This window comes from Megamonas sp. Calf98-2, from assembly GCF_900110235.1.
In the GTDB taxonomy this organism is placed as follows: domain Bacteria; phylum Bacillota; class Negativicutes; order Selenomonadales; family Selenomonadaceae; genus Megamonas; species Megamonas funiformis.
In genome coordinates this window covers 38533-58335 of record NZ_FOCY01000001.1, presented here as the reverse complement: position 1 = coordinate 58335, position 19803 = coordinate 38533, and the positions used below count along the sequence as shown (strand labels likewise).

General features: G+C 32.0%; 16 protein-coding genes and 1 other annotated feature. Of the genes, 9 read left to right on the top strand and 7 right to left on the bottom strand.

Annotation, left to right across the window (positions count from 1 at the left end; translation table 11 throughout):
- Nucleotides 1-23 precede the first annotated feature (23 nt).
- The 3 genes from BMX03_RS00265 to BMX03_RS00255 form a co-directional block, all read right to left on the bottom strand.
- On the bottom strand, nt 24-1376 hold the full coding sequence (locus BMX03_RS00265) for a phosphohexomutase domain-containing protein (protein WP_022228107.1): 1353 nt from the start codon (nt 1374-1376) through the stop codon (nt 24-26).
- 122 nt (nt 1377-1498) lie between these two features.
- Nucleotides 1499-2854: an MATE family efflux transporter gene (locus BMX03_RS00260; RefSeq protein WP_008539693.1), complete on the bottom strand. Its 1356-nt coding sequence runs from the start codon at nt 2852-2854 to the stop codon at nt 1499-1501.
- Nucleotides 2855-2912: 58 nt separating this feature from the next.
- Entirely contained in the window at nt 2913-3671 is a 759-nt protein-coding gene (locus tag BMX03_RS00255) for a YdcF family protein (protein WP_008539691.1), read from the bottom strand.
- Between the two features lie 93 nt (nt 3672-3764).
- Between BMX03_RS00255 and BMX03_RS00250 the strand changes: the two genes are divergently transcribed.
- Nucleotides 3765-4115 carry a cupin domain-containing protein gene (locus BMX03_RS00250; protein ID WP_008539690.1) on the top strand — a complete coding sequence of 117 codons (351 nt, stop codon included), beginning with the start codon at nt 3765-3767 and terminating at the stop codon, nt 4113-4115.
- 56 nt (nt 4116-4171) lie between these two features.
- On the opposite strand, the gene BMX03_RS00245 is transcribed toward BMX03_RS00250, so the two are convergent.
- Nucleotides 4172-5497 (bottom strand): UDP-glucose dehydrogenase family protein, encoded by a 1326-nt coding sequence (locus BMX03_RS00245; protein ID WP_091693134.1) that lies wholly within the window; start codon nt 5495-5497, stop codon nt 4172-4174.
- Nucleotides 5498-5674: 177 nt separating this feature from the next.
- On the opposite strand from BMX03_RS00245, the gene BMX03_RS00240 reads away from it, so the two are divergent.
- From BMX03_RS00240 to BMX03_RS00220, 5 genes are all read left to right on the top strand, one after another.
- Nucleotides 5675-5929 carry a TIGR03905 family TSCPD domain-containing protein gene (locus tag BMX03_RS00240; RefSeq protein WP_008539685.1) on the top strand — a complete coding sequence of 85 codons (255 nt, stop codon included), beginning with the start codon at nt 5675-5677 and terminating at the stop codon, nt 5927-5929.
- Nucleotides 5930-5951: 22 nt separating this feature from the next.
- Complete coding sequence (locus BMX03_RS00235) at nt 5952-6722, top strand: histidinol-phosphatase HisJ family protein (protein WP_075554802.1); 771 nt, start codon at nt 5952-5954, stop codon at nt 6720-6722.
- A 26-nt stretch (nt 6723-6748) separates the two neighbouring features.
- Nucleotides 6749-7945, top strand: coding sequence for a hypothetical protein (locus BMX03_RS00230; RefSeq protein WP_075554803.1), 1197 nt, complete (start codon nt 6749-6751; stop codon nt 7943-7945).
- 54 nt (nt 7946-7999) lie between these two features.
- Nucleotides 8000-8965, top strand: a complete 966-nt coding sequence (locus BMX03_RS00225) for an AEC family transporter (protein WP_008539680.1) — start codon at nt 8000-8002, stop codon at nt 8963-8965.
- 143 nt (nt 8966-9108) lie between these two features.
- A complete protein-coding gene (locus tag BMX03_RS00220) occupies nt 9109-10533 on the top strand; it encodes an aspartate ammonia-lyase (RefSeq protein WP_015561674.1) in 1425 nt (474 codons plus the stop codon).
- 43 nt (nt 10534-10576) lie between these two features.
- Here the strand turns inward: BMX03_RS00220 and BMX03_RS00215 are convergent, their stop codons facing one another.
- Entirely contained in the window at nt 10577-11212 is a 636-nt protein-coding gene (locus BMX03_RS00215; protein ID WP_022228114.1) for an HAD family hydrolase, read from the bottom strand.
- A gap of 215 nt (nt 11213-11427) precedes the next feature.
- Nucleotides 11428-11665 (top strand) — a binding site (T-box leader).
- A gap of 79 nt (nt 11666-11744) precedes the next feature.
- On the opposite strand from BMX03_RS00215, the gene aroF reads away from it, so the two are divergent.
- Genes aroF through BMX03_RS00200 form a run of 3 tightly spaced genes read left to right on the top strand, consistent with a single transcriptional unit; the run spans nt 11745 to nt 14564 of the window.
- The gene (aroF, locus tag BMX03_RS00210) at nt 11745-12758 is read left to right on the top strand and encodes a 3-deoxy-7-phosphoheptulonate synthase (protein ID WP_091693131.1); all 1014 of its coding nucleotides are present in this window, start codon (nt 11745-11747) and stop codon (nt 12756-12758) included.
- On the top strand, nt 12755-13660 hold the full coding sequence (locus BMX03_RS00205) for a prephenate dehydrogenase (protein WP_091693128.1): 906 nt from the start codon (nt 12755-12757) through the stop codon (nt 13658-13660). The genes aroF and BMX03_RS00205 overlap by 4 nt, the downstream gene beginning before the upstream one ends.
- Before the next feature lie 7 nt (nt 13661-13667).
- Nucleotides 13668-14564 carry a DMT family transporter gene (locus BMX03_RS00200; protein ID WP_091693125.1) on the top strand — a complete coding sequence of 299 codons (897 nt, stop codon included), beginning with the start codon at nt 13668-13670 and terminating at the stop codon, nt 14562-14564.
- Nucleotides 14565-14623: 59 nt separating this feature from the next.
- Here BMX03_RS00200 and BMX03_RS00195 read toward each other — a convergent pair whose 3' ends face one another.
- On the bottom strand, nt 14624-17683 hold the full coding sequence (locus BMX03_RS00195; RefSeq protein ID WP_091693123.1) for a beta-galactosidase, LacZ type: 3060 nt from the start codon (nt 17681-17683) through the stop codon (nt 14624-14626).
- Nucleotides 17684-17914: 231 nt separating this feature from the next.
- Nucleotides 17915-19789 (bottom strand): glycosyl hydrolase 53 family protein, encoded by a 1875-nt coding sequence (locus tag BMX03_RS00190; protein ID WP_022228118.1) that lies wholly within the window; start codon nt 19787-19789, stop codon nt 17915-17917.
- Nucleotides 19790-19803: the final 14 nt, after the last annotated feature.

Below are 19803 nucleotides of genomic sequence, written 5' to 3'. Positions count from 1 at the left end.
ATCAAATATACTTTATATATTTATTAGCCACGAATAACTGCTAAAACTTCTGCTGTTTTTTCTTCAAGAAGTTTTTTATCGCCACGAGTTTCTACATTAAGACGAACAACTGGTTCAGTGTTGGAAATACGAACATTGAATCTCCATTCAGGATAATCTACACTGAAACCGTCCATTTTGCAAACTTCGCCAGTAGAACCATATTTTTCTTCAATTGCAGCCATAACAGCTTTTGCATCTGCTACTGTGCTGTTGATTTCACCGCTGATTGGATAACGTTCCATGCGTTCTTTGAGCATTTCAGACATTTTACCTTCAGCCTGACATAATAATTCAGCAACTAAAAGCCATGTAATCATACCGCTATCGCAGAAAGAGAAATCTTTGAAATAGTTATGTGCAGACATTTCGCCGCCATAAACAGCATCTTCTTTACGCATGCAATCTTTAATAAATGCATGACCGCTCTTACACATAACAGGTACACCGCCAGCTTCTTCAACAAGTTCAATTGTATTCCAAGTGAGGCGTGGGTCATAGATAATTTTAGCACCAGGATTTTTATTTAAAAATGCTTTTGCTAAGAAACCAACGATATAGTAACCTTCAATCATGTCGCCATTTTCATCAAAAATAAAGCAACGGTCAAAGTCACCATCAAAAGCAACACCTAAATCTGCTTTTTCTTCACGAACAACTTTTGCAGTAGCTTCGCGGTTTTCCATTAATAATGGATTTGGTACGCCATTAGGGAATGTACCATCTGGATTGTTATTTACTTTTATAAAGTTAAATGGTAAGCGTTTTTCGAGTTCATCAATAGCTGGGCCAGCTGCACCATTACCAGAGTTTACAACAATTTTTAATGGTTTTAAAGCACTCATATCTACATAAGTTAATAAATGGTCGATATAATCTTTCATAATATCAACTTCGATAACTTTTGCAGGTACTTCTGCTGGTGTACCAAGTTCACCAGCCATAACTTTAGCTTCAATATCTTTAAGACCAGTATCGCCACTGATAGGACGAGCTTCTTTACGAACTAATTTTAAACCATTGTATTCTTTTGGATTATGACTAGCAGTAATCATGATACCACCATCTAAACCAAGATGAGCTGTTGCAAAATAAATCATTTCAGTACCACACTGACCGATATCTACAACTTCACAACCCATTTCAGTAAGACCGAGTTCTAAAGCTTTTTGAATATCTGGACCAGAAAGTCTGATGTCATGACCTACTGCAACTCTTTTAGCATTAAATAATGTTGGAAATACACGACCAATTCTATAAGCTAATTCTTCATTAACTTCTTCTGGGAATTTTCCACGAATATCATATGCTTTAAATGCTGATGATTTTAATTCCATATTTTTCACCTCAATAAATTTATAAATCTATAAATATAATATTATTATTCATCAAAATTAGCAATCTATTTTTATTTTCTTTTCAATTTATATAAATATAAGAAAACTTTTTCTTATGCAAATCAAACTGATAATTTGTGTTCATAATACTTTTTCAACAAAGACTTTCTTGTAATATAAAAAGCTATCATAAGTGGCACACATGAACCAATCCATGCCATAGGATTTGCCCAACATGCACCGATATAACCAAATGCATCAACTAAAAACAGACCAGCCGCTGCTCTCATCACCAATTCCATGATACCTGCAAAAGTAGGAATAATGCTTTGTCCCAAACCTTGCAATGTATAACGATAAATAAATAATAAAGATAAAATTAAATAGCATGAACCATTTACAATCAAATAAATATGACCATATTCCACTACTTGTTCTTGCCCATCACCCACAAATAATCTAATCAATATTGGACCTAAACAAATATTTATCATTCCTGCTAAAATACTAAAACCACCTGACATTAAAATACATTTATTAACGCCAGTCTTTATTCTGTCCATGCGACCTGCACCATAATTTTGAGCTGTATAAGCTGCCATTGCCATGCCAAAGGACATAAGTGGCATAACAGCTATCATATCTATTTTTTGAGCTGCTGCATATGCTGCTACGGCGACTTCACCTAAATTATTCAAAGGAACTTGCAAAATAATAGCACCGATAGCGATGATAGAAGCTTGAAATCCCATAGGAAGAGCTACTTTTAAATGCTGTATAGCTATTTCTCTAGAAATCTTTAAATCTTTTAATTCAAAATGTAATAGAGGTATTTTCTTTTTAATATAATATACACAACAACCGCCATTGATTAATTGTGCTAATACAGTTGCAAAACCTGCACCTTGAATACCCCAGTTAAATACACCAATAAAAACTACTTCTAAAATGATGTTTAATACACAACCTAAGATTAAAAAATAAAGTGGTGTTTTACTATCTCCTAAAGCACGAATTAAATTAGAAGACATATTAAACATCATTGTAGCTACAATTCCTAAAAAAATTACAGTTAAAAAAGTACATGCCATATCCAATACTTCTGGTGGTGTCTGTAAAAAAATAAGTGCAGGGCGAACCATTATCACGCCAAAAATAGTTACAATAACAGTTGTAATAGCACTCAAAACTACACAAGCTGCTGCACTTTTTTTCATTCCTTCTTCATCTTTTGCCCCGAAACGCTGTCCTGTGCAAATAGATAATCCAGCTGTAAAACCTATTACAAATCCAATCATAAAGAACATCAAACAGCCACTACAACCTACAGCTGCTAATGCACTTACACCGAGTAAACGACCTACAATTAAAGTATCACTTAATAAATATAATTGTTGAAATACATTACCTACAATAAGTGGCAAAGTAAACATCAAAATTAATTTGGCAGGGCTACCTGTAGTTAAATCTTTTACCATAATATCACCGTCCTTATGTATCAATCCATTTGAAAAATTTCAAATGGATTATAACTATCTATTCTATATATTTAGTTACAAAAGTTCGTAAATTTTCTTGCAGATAAATTGCTGTAAATTCTAAAGCCTGCGATGATGGCGCTAATCGATTATAGTGAAAAACTTTTTCTTTATTCACCATATAATCGCAAGGATATGGTATTACATCTACACCTAATTTATTAAAATTAACAACTGCTCTTTCCATATGAAAAGCTGATGTTACCAGTAAAGGCTGTTTATACTTTCTTGATTTTAAAATATTAGTACTATACTCTGCATTTTGTGTTGTATTTAAGCTACGATTTTCTAATAAAATCATATCTTCAGATACACCGAGTTCTTTCAAAATGCGTCTGGCAATATCTGCTTCTCTACCACTATCTTCATAAATTTGTCCACCAGATACAATAATTGGTATACCTAATTTCTTCTGTAAGCGAACAGCTGTAAGTAATCGATTTGCTGGTATACTACATAAAGTCCCTGTTCCAGTAACATCTGGTGTATCGCCTGTAGCTCCACCACCTAAAACAATAATTACATCTGCATTAGGTAAATGTTTTGGTGGGTCATAAGCATCTTCTAATCTACCAATTAACATACTTGCTACATAAGAAGTTGATGCTAAATAAAAAATAAATGTAACAAATGTAATAGCTATTGCTAGTCTTGTTTGTTTTCTTTTTTTACAACAATAAGCTATAAATAAAAATAAAACAAAAAATATACCTGGCGGTAATACCCAACTAGCACCAAATTTTAAAAACTCAATCATAAAATTCCTTTCTTTTCTAATAAATTGTCACAAATTTTTTTAATCTATGATAAAATATTAATAAATAATATTTTATTTTTGGAGGGTTTTACTATGATTTTCACAGAACATGAAATTGTCCGCAAAGAAAAAGCAAATGGTGGTAAAGGTCATATCATTATTGAACATTTACTCACTAAAAACGAATTAAAAGAACAATGCGGTATGTTCGCTCATGTTACTTTAGAGCCAAATTGTTCTTTAGGCTATCATGAACATCACGGTAACGGCGAAGCTTATTATATCACTAAAGGCAGTGGTCTTTACAGTGATAACGGAAATATTATTGAAGTTAAAGCTGGTGATGTTGTCTTCTGTCCAGATGGAGAAGGTCATGGCATAGAAAACACATCTTCTTCTGAAAATCTAGAATTCACAGCTCTTATTATCAATACAGTTAAATAAAAATATTGTAGCTACTAAATTATCAATTTAGTAGCTACTTTATTTTAACATAATATTTATTTTCGTACACCAATTTGATAATAATTTAAGCCATGACTTTTTACTGTTTTTGCTTTATAAATATTTCGTCCATCAAAAATATCATTGCCCTTCATTCTTGCAGTAATTTCCATGAAATCTGGACTTTGGAATTCTTTCCATTCAGTAACAATCACTAAAGCATCCACATCATTTAGAGCATCATATTTATTATTGATATACTCTACTTCTACATCTTTAAGATAAAAAGATTTTGCCATATTCATAGCTTGAGGGTCATATGCTTGTACTTTTGCTCCACGTTGTTTCAATTCTTCAATCAATCTGATTGATGGAGCTTCTCGCATATCATCTGTTCCAGGTTTAAACGCTAATCCCCAGATTGCAATTTTTTTATCACTTAAATCTTCACCTAAGACTTCTGTGATACTATGCACTAATACCATCTTTTGACGAGAATTTACATTTTCTACAGATGATAATAATTCTGGTTCATAATCATGTTCTTTACTTGTTTTAATCAAAGCTTTTACATCTTTAGGGAAGCAACTTCCACCATAACCACAACCTGGATTTAAGAAACTATACCCAATGCGAGAATCACTTGCGATGCCACGTCTTACTTTATTGATATCAGCTCCTACGCGTTCACTGATATTAGCAATTTCATTGATAAAAGAAATCTTAGTAGCAAGCATAGCATTTGCAGCGTATTTTGTGAGTTCTGCACTTTTAATATCCATAGTTACGAAAAATTCACTAGAACGAATAAATGGTTCATATAATTCTTGCATAATTTCTATTGATTTTGCATTTTCAGAGCCAATAACCACTCTATCTGGGTGCATAAAATCTTGGCAAGCATTGCCTTCTTTTAAAAATTCAGGATTAGATATAACATCAAATTTTAAATCACTACCGCGTTTATCTAATTCTTCTTGAATTACAGCTTTTACTTTATCTCCAGTTCCCACTGGTACTGTTGATTTATCCACGATATACATATCATGAATCATATATTGACCGATTTCACGTGCTGCATTCATCACATATTGTAAATCAGCACTGCCATCTTCGCCCATAGGTGTTCCCACTGCGATAAAACAAATATCACTTTCTTTTAAAGCTTCTTTTATATCAGTTGTGAATTTTAAATTGCCTCGCTGTTGAGCTGATTTTACCATTTGTTCTAGACCTGGCTCATATATAGGAATTATTCCCTTTTTCAAATTTTCAATTTTTTGCTCTGCCACATCAACGCAAATAACATTATTTCCTGTAGCGGCAAAACAAGTTCCTGTAACAAGTCCTACATAACCTGTTCCTATCATTGCAACTTTCATTAATATTTACACCTCTATATATAAAATCGCTCACAAATTTATTTATACTTAGTATATTTTGCCTTATTTATGTCTAAATATCAAGAAATTATTTACAAATAACGAATTGTCATTTTATAATAGTACAAATAATAATAAACAATATATATACTATAAAATAAAGGATTGTGATTTTCTATGAAAAAATTTTCTTATACAACTTCTGGTACTTGTTCAAAACTTATAAATTTCAGCCTTGATGAAAACAATATCATTCATGATGTAGAATTCATCGGTGGTTGTAACGGAAATCTTCAAGGTATCAGCAAGTTAATTGAAGGTCAATCTGCTCAAAATGTCATTGATAAATGTCAAGGTATACATTGTGGTATGCGTCCTACTTCTTGCCCTGATCAATTATCTAGAGCTTTAAGTGAAGCTATTCAAAAATAATAAATTATAAAGGGTGATTTTTATGCTTTTTGATACTCATCTGCATACAAAATTTTCTGCTGACTCTAAAATGTCTATCGAAAACGCCATCTTAAGTGCTAAACAACAAAATATAGGCTTAGTACTCACAGAACATTTAGATTATGATTTTCCTGGTGATGATATCTATGAGTTTAACCCCCAACAATATTTTCAAGAATATTCTAGCTACCAATCAAAAACACTTTATTTAGGTGTAGAAGTTGGTATGCAAGAACATACTCTCATTCAAAGTAAAAAATTTGTCGAAAGTGCTCCTTTTGACCAAGTTATTTGCTCATTGCATCTATTAGATGGTAAAGATTTATTTTATGAATCCTGTTATACTGAAGATAAGCATACTGTATATCTAAACTATTTAAACACAATGATAAAATTAATCAAACAACATGAATTCGCTAATATTCTAGGTCATGTAGATTATATTTGTCGTTATGCTCCATATGCAAAAAAAGATATTTGCTATGAAGAATTCCATGACACTATTGATACTCTTTGGCAGACAATCATTGATAAAGATATTGTGCCTGAACTAAATACTAGACGTTTTGATAACTCTAATAATATATCTATTTTATTAAAATTATATGAACGCTACGCTATGCTTGGTGGTAAATATGTAAGTATAGGCTCTGATGCACATAAACCTGAAAATATAGGTTTTGCCTTTAAAGAAGCTTATGCATTACTTGATAAATTAAATTTACAACCAGTATATTTTGTCAATCGTCAAATGCAGCTCAGTAAAATTTAAAATAAACATTAGAAAGAAGGGTTTGTATGTCCTTAAAAAAAGCTATTTCTACAGGATTATGTATTTCTTTACTATTTACATCTGGAACTCCTGCTTTAGCTGGCAGTTTAAATAGTACAAATACAGCTCAGCCTCCATCTTATAATTATGGCGTTTTAGACTCTACTAATCTCCAATCAAAATTATTATTAGTTGAGCAATCTGTATATGGACAAGAGCAAACAGGTGCCCTATTAGATAGAATTAGTCGCCTAGAAACAGATTTTTATGGTAAAACATCTAGTTCTAAAACAGCGCTTAGCGACCGTATAAATACATTATATTCCACTATGTTTGATAATAGCGTTCGTCCTTCTGCTATCACTCAAATGAATGGTATTGAATGGTTTTTAAGTCGCCATGTTTCCATAAAATCTATTACTGATAGACTAACTACATTAGAAACTCAAATCTATGGTAAACCAATAACTGGCACATTACAAAAACGTATGAATGATTTGGCTATGCTTGCTTATGGCAATTCAGATACTAAAACACCTCTTATAGCCACTACTATTCCTGTAGATACATTAGTTAAAATAAAATTAGTTACACCACTCAATACAGAAACTTCTAAAGTTGGTGATAAAGTAAAATTCCAAGCATCTGAAGATGTTATTTATAATGGTCAATTAATCATTGCAGCAGGTGCTCCTGGTGAAGGTGTTGTTACTAAAGTAAAAAGTGCTAGAAACTTCGGTCGCAATGGTGAAATTGATGTAGACTTCCAACAAATTCAAGCATTTGATGGAACATACATCCAAACAACTTTAGGTGATAAAGCAAAAAAAGAAATTGAAAACTTAGCTATGGCTGCTGGTGCAAGTATAGCAGGTATTGCTCTTTTAGGACCAATAGGTATTGTCGGCGGAATTTTCGTCAATGGTAAAGATATCGACTTACCTACAGGTACAGAATCCTATATTCAAACTAAAACACCAACTAATATCTATGCTATTCAAACAAATTTAGATGATAATTTCAAAGTAAATACACCGCCAATTACTGAAGAAGAATCCAACTCTAACTCAACAGATACTTCATCTAATTCAGATGTTAATACTTCTCCATCTACAACTACAGAAAACAATTCTTCTTCCAGTAGTACAGATTATAATACAAATACTTCATCTTCAAATAATGATATTTCTGCAGAAAACAATATTTATGATTATGAATATTAATTTTTTATAGAGACCAGATAATATCTGGTCTCTTTTTCTAAGGAGGATTTTATTTTGGACGAGGCTCAACTTCGCTTTCTATTTGTATTTACAGATTTAATTGCTCCACTTGTTGCTGGTTATTTATGTTATCGCTATCAAGTAATCACACAAGATTTTTGTAATAAACTTATAAAAATCAATATTCGATTAGTCGTTTCCATCTTATCTTTTTTAAGCTTTTGGACTTTAAAAATAAGCACAGATTTATTATGGCTTCCTTTATTTGGTTTTTTGGCCTGCATTATTCCTGGATTGATTGCCAAATATACATTTGCTTCTAGTTATAAAAATCTAAATGACCGCGGTGCTTATATGATGGCATCTATGCTATCTAATATTGGTACTTTATCTGGTCTATGTGCTTTTATAGTTTATGGTATTCAAGGCTTTGCTTATCTTCAAATTGTAGCCATGTTCCAAACTTTATTTACATTAAGCGTATGCTTTCCTTTAGCTAATTATTATCACTCAAAAGCTAGCCGTAGACATCATCAAAAAAATCAAATCAGTATTCGCAAATTATTATTCAATCTCAATCAATTACCAGTTTTAGCAATGATTATCGGTTTTTGTTTAGCTTTAAAAAATATCCCTACACCACAAATTGGTTATGATATTTTTAATTATTTAGTACATATAGGTGCTTGGGCAGGTCTATTTCCTGTTGGTTATATCACTAGATTTGATAAAGCCAAATATTTTTTACGTAAAACAAGCGATATCATTGTAGTAAAATTCGTTGTACTTCCTTTAATCGCCTATTTTGTTGTGATTTATCTTTTCAACGACCCTATTTTAATTGGCAGTATGATTATCGCCTTTTCTGCTCCAACTGCAATCAATGCTGTACTTGCTTGTAGCATATATAAATTAAATGTAAACATCGCTATCTCTTCATTTCTTTCCACAACAATCATCTTCTTACTCATAATATTCCCTCTATATTTCTTTGTAATTAAAGATTTAATCATACCTTAATTAATAATAAAAAAGTAAATAAGTAGTTTATAACTACTTATTAAAAATAATTTTAAGAAAATTTATTTTTATCTTTACATGTACATTGTATACATGATACAATATGCATATAGAGAAGATAAATTTTCGCGGAGGCGATTTAAATGCGTATAGAACATGATTTTTTAGGTGAACTTGAAGTTCCTGATAATGCTTATTATGGTGTACAAAGTCTTAGAGGTTCTCATAATTTTAATATCACTGGACAAAAACTAGATTCCGATTTTATCATTGCACTTGCTATGGTAAAAAAAGCTGCAGCTATGGCAAATTTAAAAACAGCTCGTCTTGACAGTAAAATTGCAAAAGCTTTAATAGCAGCTGCTGATGAAATTATTGATGGAAAATTACATGATAATTTTATTGTTGACCCTATCCAAGGTGGTGCTGGTACTTCCATCAATATGAATATGAATGAAGTACTTTGTAATCGTGCTTTAGAAATTATTGGAGAGAAAAAAGGACGCTATGATATTATTTCTCCAAATAATCATGCTAATATGGCTCAATCTACAAATGATGCATTCCCTACAGCTATAAAATTATGTATTATTTTAAAATCTCGTAAATTAAAAATTGCTTTAAAACGTTTATCTTGGGAATTAGAACACAAAGCTCAAGAATTTAAAGATGTTCTCAAAATGGGTAGAACACATCTTCAAGATGCTGTACCTATTACTTTAGGGCAGGAAATGTCTGCTTATGCTTCCGGTGTAAATCGCGGTTTACGTCGCATTGAACATGCTTTAATCAATTTACACTATATCAACATGGGCGGAACAGCTATCGGCACTGGATTAAATGCTGAACCTAATTACATTCCTGAAGTTGCTAAAATTTTATCTGTATTAGCTGAAGAAGATTTCCATGTAGCTGAAAATTTAATTGATGCTACTAATAATACAGATGGATTTGCTGATATGTCTTCTGCTTTAAAAAATACAGCACTTATGCTCATAAAAATGGCAAATGATTTCCGTTTAATGGCTTCTGGCCCTCGTTGCGGTTTAAATGAATTAAAATTACCAGCTCGTCAACCAGGTTCTTCCATCATGCCAGGAAAAGTAAATCCTGTTATCGCTGAAGTTTTAAATCAGACTTGCTACCAGATCATTGGCAATGATACTGCTATCTGCCTTGCTGTTGAAAATGGTCAATTTGAATTAAATGTTATGGAACCTGTAATTGCATTTAACATCTTTAATTCCTTAAAATATATGACAAATGCTGTTAATACTTTTGTTGATAATCTCTTAATCGATTTAGAAGCTAATAAAGAACAATGCTATACTTGGCTCAACCATAGTGTTGGTACAATCACAGCATTACTTCCTCATATTGGCTATGAAAATGCTTCTATGATCGCTAAAGAAGCTTATCAAACTAATAAACCTGTACGTGAAATCATCTTAAGTAAAAATCTATTAACTGAAGAAGAATTAGATATTATCTTATCTCCAAGTGAAATGACTCGTCCTGGTATCGCTGGTGATAAATTATTAAAAGAAAATCTTCAAAAAAGAGCTTAATATAAAAATTACCCCTAGTAATAAAATTTACTAGGGGTTTATTTTATTTTGTATTTATTTTTGCCATTAATGATGGTAATTCTTTAATATCATTGATTGTATAAGCTGGATTTTCTACTTTGCCAAAGCCATAACTTGCAAAAATCATAGGAATATTTGCTATTTCACAAGCTTCAAAATCGCCTTGTGTATCTCCTACATAAATAGCTTCATCTATATTATTTTTTTTCATCAATAATTTAATAGTTTCGCCCTTATGCAAGCCTGTATCACCATAACATAAATGATCTTTTACTTTATCTGTCATATTTGCATATCTCAAAGTTGTTTCGATATAGCCTACCTGACAATTACTTACGACATATAAATTATAATCTTTTGCTAATTCGTTTAAAGTATCAATAACACCATCATAAAAAACGCCTGAATGTTTTTCTAAATAAGCATCTTCATAATCATAACAAGCCTGACAAACTTCAGCACGTTTTTCATCATCTAAAGTAGGCAACATAAGTCTGCCAATTTCATCCATAGTTTTACCGAATAATTTTTTTAATTTATCGCCATCTAAATTTGCTTTAATTCCTGCTTTTTCCCAAATAGCTTCATTCCAACTTTCAGCTACTACATCAGTAGAATCCCACAAAGTACCATCAATATCAAAAATAATATTTTTCATAGAAATCTCCTTATTATAAAAGTATTTATTTCCATTTTAAGAAAAATCTTAAAATTAATCAACAATAATTTATCTAAAAAAGAAGACTTTTATTTTAATTATAAACACGAATAGATAATAAAAAATATACTATTTACAACTATACAATCATAAAATTATATTTATAAAAATAGTATTGACAAAAAAAGATTTTATGTTTATAGTATTAGACAAAGACAAATGCAATGAACAGGAAAAGTATATTTGTGAAGTTTTCAGAGAGTTATGGTTTGGTGTGACATAATAATATAGCAAATAGAAATACACCTGTGAGCTACTGGCTGAACATTTATTTAGTAGGCTTAGTCGGAATGCCACCGTTATCATAGGCTAGGGTATGTTAGTATCTGAATAAAGTGGCTTGCTAATAGCAAGAAGGGTGGTACCACGGGTTAATTACAGCTCGTCCCTATTTTAGGGACGAGCTTTTTTGCATTTATTTTTAAATAATAAAACTACTCAATTACTTAGGAATTTAGGAGGAATATATATTATGATTATCGTTATGAAACCAAAAGCTACAACTGCTGAATTAGAGGCTGTAAAAAATAAAATCACTGATGCAGGTTTAAATTTTCACCTTTCTCAAGGTTCTTCTCGTACTATCGTAGGTGTTATTGGTGATAAGAAAAAAATTGCTACACTACAAATGAATAGTTTCGGTGGTGTAGAAAAAACTGTTTCCATCACTGAAAAATATAAATTAGTAAGCCGTGATTTTAAAAAAGAGGATAGCATTATTGATGTAAATGGTGTTAAAATTGGTGGTGGTCATCTCGCTATCATGTCTGGCCCTTGTGCTGTTGAAAGCAAAGAACAATTACTTGAAGCTGCTAAAGCTGTAAAAGCTTGTGGCGCACAATTTTTACGCGGTGGCGCATTTAAACCTCGTACTTCTCCATATGATTTCCAAGGATTAGCTGAAGAAGGTTTAAAAATGCTTCGTGAAGTAGCTGATGAAGTAGGTCTTAATGTTGTAACTGAAATCGTAAATATCAACGATTTAGATATGATTTGCAAATATGCTGATATGCTTCAAATCGGTGCTCGCAATATGCAAAACTTCCAATTATTAAAAGAAGTAGGTCATACAAATAAACCTGTACTTTTAAAACGCGGTCTTAGTGCTACAATCAGTGAATGGTTAAATGCTGCAGAATACATCGCTAGCGGTGGTAATTACAATATCGTACTTTGCGAACGTGGTATTAGAACATATGAAACATTCACTCGTAATACTTTAGATTTAAGTGCTGTAGCTGCTGTTAAAGAATTATCTCATTTGCCTATCATCGTAGACCCAAGTCATGGTACTGGTCGTTGGCAAATGGTTCGCCCTATGGCTCGTGCTGCTATTGCTGCTGGTGCTGATGGCTTAATGATTGAAGTACATCCACATCCTGAAGTAGCTCTAAGCGATGGCGACCAATCACTTAAACCAGATAATTTTGCAGTTGTTATGCAGGAAGTTCGTCAGATTGCACAAATGATGGGGAAAACATTATGAATACAGAAAAAACACCAAAATTACATTTAGCCATTTTAGGTGTAGGTCTTATCGGTGGTGCTTTCGGTATGGCACTAAAAGATAAATTACAAGATGATATCTTCATCACTGGTAATACTCGCACTGAAAAATCTTTACATGAAGCAAAAGCTTTAAAGGCAATTGATGAAGGTTTTTTAGACCCAATAGAATGTGTACAAGGTGCTGATATTATTTACCTCAGCACTCCTGTATTACAAATTGTACCTTTAGTAAAAAAAATATTACCACATTTAAAACCAGGTGCAATTTTAACAGATGCAGGCAGTACAAAATCCTTCATTGCCAAACAAATCATGGATTTACTTCCTGAAAATATTTATTATGTAGCTGGTCATCCTATGACAGGACGTGAAAAAAGCGGTGTAACATCTGCTCATAAAGATTTATTTAATAATAAATGTTATGTAATCGTCAAAGATACAGGTGCTCCAGCCAAAGTAGTTGAAAAAATCGTCAATCTAATAAAATTAACTAATGCTAATATTACAACTCTCACTTTAGAAGAACATGACAGATGTGCTTCTATCATCAGTCATATTCCTCATATCACAGCAGCTGCACTAGTTAATCTTTTAGATAAAAACCCTAACGATTTAGAATCTTGCATCACTCTTGCTGGTGGTGGATTTAAAGATACTACGCGCATTGCTTCCTCTAATGCTGATATGTGGGCAGATATATGTATCTCTAACAGTGAGCCTATTATCGAACATCTATCACAACTTCAATCACTACTAAGCGGAGTAATCACTTCTATTGCCAAAAAAGACCGCCAAGCCATTCATGATTATTTTGTTGAATCAAAAACAAGACGCGATATGATACTAGAAGAAACAAAGGACAAATATGATTTAATTTAGGTGAAAAATGCAACACAAAGCTTATAGTTTTCTAATTATCGCTTGTCTTCTATGGGGATTTCAACCTGTTACTATAAAAATAGTAACGCAAGAAATGAATATCTTAACGATAATTCCTCTTAGATTTCTTATTGTCAGTATAATCTTATTCATCATCATGAAAATAACAAATGAAAAAAATTTTTTACCACCAAAAAAATGTCTATTAACTTTATGTTTAATGGGCTTTTTTGGTATTACAGTAAGTAATGGTATTCAATTCACAGGACTACAATATTCCTCTGTTGGTAATATGACATTAATCAGTACCACAGCTCCTGTCATCACTGTTATTTTAGCTAGAATTTTTCTCAATGAACGCTTAAATTTAATTCAAATAATAGGTATAATAATTTCTTTTTTTGGTACCTTATACCTATTGAGTGGAGGTACGCTTTCCACATTTACCCAAATGAATTTTAACAAAGGAGATATTTATTTCTTCATCGGTGAAGTAGCTTGGGTCATATATATTTTACTTAGTATTCCTATACTCAAAAAAATATCAGTATTATCAGCCACTGCTTGGTCTGGATTGTCCGGCTCTATTTTGACAGCACTATTTGCCCACTATAGTGTAGGCTTACAAATAGTGCCATTATCCACTCTTGGTATTTATTCATTCTTATTTATCATTTTAGGTGGCGGTATAACTGCTATGATTTGCTGGAATTTAGGCACTAAAAAAGTAGGTGCTAGTAATTCTGCTATATTCTTAAATCTATTGCCTGTAATTGGTATTATCTCTGCATATTTTACATTGAATGAACCGATTACCATGCAAAAAATTATAAGTGGTATTTTTATTATATTTGGCGTATATGTAACGACTCATAGTCATAAATTTGTAAAAAATGCTCATTAAAAAAGACGATATCAAGATGATTTTTCATCAAGATATCGTCTTTTTTTATTTAGATTTTATTAAATACCTTTAAATTCAAAGGAGAAGTGTTTATCTTCATTTTTTGTGATATATTCATCAAGAGTAGGTGCACCCCAAGAATCATCACCGCCAACACCATACATACCAGCAGAAGCTCTGAGAATTGTATGATGTGGTCTAGCTAAATCATAATGATGTCTAGCATTTTCAATTTCATGTGGATTGTATGGAAGAGCAGAAGCTTCAAATGGAGTTGCAGAAGAAATTCTAACACCTCTACCGCGTCTATCTGTTACTTCAAACCAACGAACATCACAATGATTTCCACATTCTTGTGGTACTAAATATGGCTGAATTTCATCTTGTGTTGTAGTAGTGAAGATGCCTAATTTGCCACCTTCTTTACGGTCAATATAATTATCACATGGACCTAAACCATAGTATTTGATTTGGTCATAATCAACTGGAAGTGTAAAGAGCATACCAAAATCAGGAATAGCAGGAAGACCTTCTACTTTTTTGTAATCCATATCAACTTTAACAACGCCATCACCTGTAACAGTATAAGTTACTACTACATGAGCTACTGGTCTTGTTGCGAGTTCATAAGTATATTTTACAGTTGCAGATTCAGTACCATTTTCAGATACTTGCATATCTACGCATTTAGTGTACATACTTGCTAATTTCCATTGAGCTGTATCAAATGGCATACCGCAACCATTATCATTGTCGATAGGTGCTCTCCAGAAATTCATTTTAGGGAATTCTTCAATGAGTTCTACGCCATTATATTTATAAGAAGTAAGCATTTTTCTATCAGCAGAGAACATAACGCTGAAGCCTTCGCCTTTTACGCCAATATTGAAATCGGATTTAACGACTTTAATTGGAGCTACTGCTTTTTTATCTGCTTTGCCTTCTTTTGTGAATACATATTGACCGAAAGCTACTTCATGACCACAATTTGCCCAAATAGTTGCTTGTTTTAATACTAAAGAAGCTGTAACTACATATTCACCTGCGCCAAATGTAGGTAATGTATAAGCCACTTCACCTGTTTGACCTGCATTGATATCAGCAGTTAATTTTTTCTGCCAAACATTTTTACCATTTTTAGCTAAAGCAATAATTAAATCATAATCACTTGTATTTGTAAATAAAGATTTATTGATGATTTTTACACCAGTTTCACTTGGAACGAGTGTGAAGTTTTGATAATTGAATTTAACTTCTTGTAATTTAGAAGTTGGTGCATGGTCTGCAAATACGATACCATTACCAGAAAAGTTATAATCGCATGGTCTATCGCCAAAATCGCCACCATAATTCATTACATCATTGCCATATAAATCTCTAGTCCAAATAGCTTGGTCTGCAAAGTCCCAAATAAATCCGCCTTGATATAATGGTTCTTCATCAGTTAAATCAGTGTATTTATGCATACCACCATTACTGTTACCCATAGAATGAGTATATTCACAACAAATAAATGGTTTTTCTCTATATTTAGATAAGAATTCTTTTATCTGTGCTACTTTTGTGTACATCTGACTTTCCATGTCGCTTGTGCCATCATAACGACGTTCATCAGGCATAGCCAATACCATTTTTCCACTTGCTTCATTAACACGGTCCCAGCAAATGCTTTCATAATGAACTAAGCGAGATGGGTCAGCTTTACGGAAGTATTCAGACATATCAAAGATATTTTTTCCACCATAAGATTCATTACCACAAGACCAAATAATGATACTTGCATGGTTTTTATCACGTTCAAGCATGGATTTTGCTCTATCTAATACAGCATCATGCCAATGTGGAATATCATTTGGTACTGTATTTTGGTCACAACGAACAGTTCCACGAATTTGCCATGTACCATGAGATTCTAAATTTGTTTCATCGATTACATACAAACCATAAATATCGCAAAGTTCATAAAGCTTGCTATTATTTGGATAATGTGATGTTCTTACCGCATTTATATTATGCAATTTCATGATTTCAAGGTCATGAGCTATTTTACTTTCAGGAATAGCACGACCATAGTAACAATCGAATTCATGGCGGTTAACACCTTTAAATACAATGCGTTTACCATTGATTTTCATGATATTGCCGTCCATTTTAAATTCTCTAAAACCAATGTTTTGTGGAATGATTTCTACTACATTATCATTTTCATCTTTTACAGTGAAAGTAGCTTTATAAAGATTTGGATATTCTGCGCTCCAAAGTTTTACGTTTTCAACATCTGCTGTAAATACGCTTGTAGCACCTGTAATTTCTTGAACTGTATCAATTACTACATTTTCTTCATTATCTACTAATTTAACTGCTAATTTTTTAGCATTTTCATTATTCCATTTGAAATCAATAGATAATTTACCATCTTTATAATCATTGCAAGGAGTTGCATGAATGAATAAATCATCAACATGAACTTGTGGTTTTGTATAAAGATATACATCGCGATAAATACCGCTAAAGCGCCAGAAATCTTGGTCTTCAAGCCAGCTAGCTGAGCTGAAACGATAAACCTGTACTGCTAATTTATTTTCGCCTTCAACGAGATAAGGTGTTAAATCAAATTCTGATGGTGTACAGCTATCTTCACTATAGCCTACAAATTTGCCATTGAGCCATAAAGCCATTGCACTATCTACACCCTGGAAAGATACAAATACTTCATTCCAGCCTTGTGGCACTGTAAAATATTTTACATAAGATGCGATTGGATTATTTTCTGTAGGAATTTCACCTTCGTTTAATTCTTCATGACCGTCCCAAGGATAAGCTACATTCGTATATTGAGGTTTGCCGTAACCTTCCATTTGAATATGTGCTGGAACACGAATTGTATCCCAAATTTTACAGTTATAATCTGCTTTTTCAAAACCTTCAATACGAGATGCTAAATTTTTTGCATAAGAAAAATACCATAATCCATTTAAAGATTGACGCATGGACATTTCTTCATTGAGCATTTCTTCTTCATTAGCATAATAATGATGGTCGCTATGTGCAGGTAGACGATTATCTGCAAAATATGTTGAGTCTGCCAATTTGCTTATATCAAAAATCTTTTCTTCCATAAATAAATAACACCTCATTTTTATTTTCGAAAAATATTTTTATCGTAAACGTTTACATTGAAATTTAAACTAAAAATAATTAAATTATCAAAAAATTTTTTCTTATTATATATTTAATTATATACTAATATTATCAAAAAAATATAAGATGTTGAACTATAAATTATAAGATTTAGAAACAAAAAAAAGGAGAAGTTATCTAACTTCTCCAAAAATAATTTTATTAGGATTTTATTTTTGAACATAAAATTCTATATCATCTATAGAACCCCATGTGTCAGGTCTACCATTTAAAATGAAGCCAATTTCTACTTCACCATTTTTAACCTCAATATTTTTAATTGAAGTCTGATGCCATCTATTCCAGCCATCATCTTTAATATCAGTAGTCATTTCTACACCATTTTGTTTTACAAATAATTGATATTTGGAAGCTAAACCATTTCCTTGTGTCCAACAAGATAAAGTATATTTTCCATCAGAAAGACCTTTTAATTTTTGTTTAATAATCACATTAAATGGTTTATTATTCCAATAGTGCATAGCACATTTATCACGTACATCTCCTTGATTCCAAGCTAAATTTATTGCTGAACTATCACCTACAATATCCCAGCCATTTAATGTTTCATTTTCAAAATTACCATTTAAGACTAAATTCATTTTATTTTTTACTTCAATATTAGCTATAGCCTTTTGTGCTAATCCTTCCACAGTTCCTGATATCGTATAATTACCAGGTTTTGCAAAAATTGGTTTGGCAACATCCCATTTAACAGACATATTTTTTACTGCATCATTAGAATAAACCACACCTACTGTCTGTGGTAAATCTACATTACTATATAAACTAACATCTTTTACATCAACTGTATTTATCGCTGTAACTTGTGGCTCTATATACTGATTATTTGGGTCTGATACTAAGTTAAATGTATCCATAGATTCAAGTGCATTTCCCTTTGTATCAAATAATGTTAAATTATCCCAACCATTACCACCACCATTAGACTTCCAACCTACTTTTTCATTGATAACCCAATCTGGAGCCCAATAAAATATCCCCAACCCACGATTATCATTTACACTAGCAACAGTTGCCATAACGTCACGCAATCCTGTTGCTTGTCCTTGCACTGTAGCTTTATAACCACCGACTTTTTCTTCATTTGTTCCAAAATTATTTTTCTCAAAATCGGCATCTTCTAAAGTATAACCAAAAGCAGTTTCTACAGCTATTACATCTTTATTATATTTGGCACTAACATCATTCATTGTATTTTTTAAATCGTCCATTGTACCATGCCAAAATGGATAAAATGACATACCAATTATATCAAAGTCATTCACTTTATTTTTTACAATTAAATTATCAAAAAAAGTATGATATAAATTTACATCTACACCAGCTAAATGTATCATTGTCTTAACTTTATTATCTTTATCATTATCATGTACAGCTTGTAAACCTGCATTTAATAATTTTGCTAAAAATTTATATCCATTAGGATTATCCTCTGTAAGTTGTGCTTCTGGCCATAACATCCCATTATTTAGCTCATTGCCCACTTGTACCATATCTGGTGTTACACCTTGAGCATTAAAATCTTGCATTACTTTAGCAGTATAAGCATAAACATCATCTACTAATTTATCACCACTATCATTTTTCCAAGCATCCGGTTTTTTCTGTTGACCTGGGTCCACCCAAAAATCACTGTAATGAAAATCTACAAGAACTTTCATACCTAAAGCTTTAGCTCGTTTTGCCATTTCAATAGCCTTAGCTTCATCTGTATTACCACCGCCGACACCTTCTGGTCCTACGACATATGGATTATTCCAAATACGAACACGAATCCAATTTACACCATGATTTTTTAAAATAGTGAGTCCATCTTGTTCTATGCCATTATCATAAAATTTAGTACCATTTCGTTCTAATTCTGGCATAATAGAAACATCCGCACCCTTGATAAAATCCGTAGATAAATTTTCTATAGGATTTACTTGTACTGCTGCTAGTGCTGTAAACGGTAAGGAACAAGAAATCATTGTAGCTGTTATTGCTGACAAAATTACTTTTTTTAATTTATTATTTTTCATAAACTACACACCTT

Excerpts from the sequence above, each read along its gene's own strand:
- BMX03_RS00265 (WP_022228107.1), bottom strand. The coding sequence starts at position 1,376 with ATGGAATTAAAATCATCAGCATTTAAAGCATATGATATTCGTGGAAAA.
- BMX03_RS00260 (WP_008539693.1), bottom strand. The coding sequence starts at position 2,854 with ATGGTAAAAGATTTAACTACAGGTAGCCCTGCCAAATTAATTTTGATG.
- BMX03_RS00255 (WP_008539691.1), bottom strand. The coding sequence starts at position 3,671 with ATGATTGAGTTTTTAAAATTTGGTGCTAGTTGGGTATTACCGCCAGGT.
- BMX03_RS00250 (WP_008539690.1), top strand. The coding sequence starts at position 3,765 with ATGATTTTCACAGAACATGAAATTGTCCGCAAAGAAAAAGCAAATGGT.
- BMX03_RS00245 (WP_091693134.1), bottom strand. The coding sequence starts at position 5,497 with ATGAAAGTTGCAATGATAGGAACAGGTTATGTAGGACTTGTTACAGGA.
- BMX03_RS00240 (WP_008539685.1), top strand. The coding sequence starts at position 5,675 with ATGAAAAAATTTTCTTATACAACTTCTGGTACTTGTTCAAAACTTATA.
- BMX03_RS00235 (WP_075554802.1), top strand. The coding sequence starts at position 5,952 with ATGCTTTTTGATACTCATCTGCATACAAAATTTTCTGCTGACTCTAAA.
- BMX03_RS00230 (WP_075554803.1), top strand. The coding sequence starts at position 6,749 with ATGTCCTTAAAAAAAGCTATTTCTACAGGATTATGTATTTCTTTACTA.
- BMX03_RS00220 (WP_015561674.1), top strand. The coding sequence starts at position 9,109 with ATGCGTATAGAACATGATTTTTTAGGTGAACTTGAAGTTCCTGATAAT.
- BMX03_RS00215 (WP_022228114.1), bottom strand. The coding sequence starts at position 11,212 with ATGAAAAATATTATTTTTGATATTGATGGTACTTTGTGGGATTCTACT.
- aroF (WP_091693131.1), top strand. The coding sequence starts at position 11,745 with ATGATTATCGTTATGAAACCAAAAGCTACAACTGCTGAATTAGAGGCT.
- BMX03_RS00205 (WP_091693128.1), top strand. The coding sequence starts at position 12,755 with ATGAATACAGAAAAAACACCAAAATTACATTTAGCCATTTTAGGTGTA.
- BMX03_RS00200 (WP_091693125.1), top strand. The coding sequence starts at position 13,668 with ATGCAACACAAAGCTTATAGTTTTCTAATTATCGCTTGTCTTCTATGG.
- BMX03_RS00195 (WP_091693123.1), bottom strand. The coding sequence starts at position 17,683 with ATGGAAGAAAAGATTTTTGATATAAGCAAATTGGCAGACTCAACATAT.
- BMX03_RS00190 (WP_022228118.1), bottom strand. The coding sequence starts at position 19,789 with ATGAAAAATAATAAATTAAAAAAAGTAATTTTGTCAGCAATAACAGCT.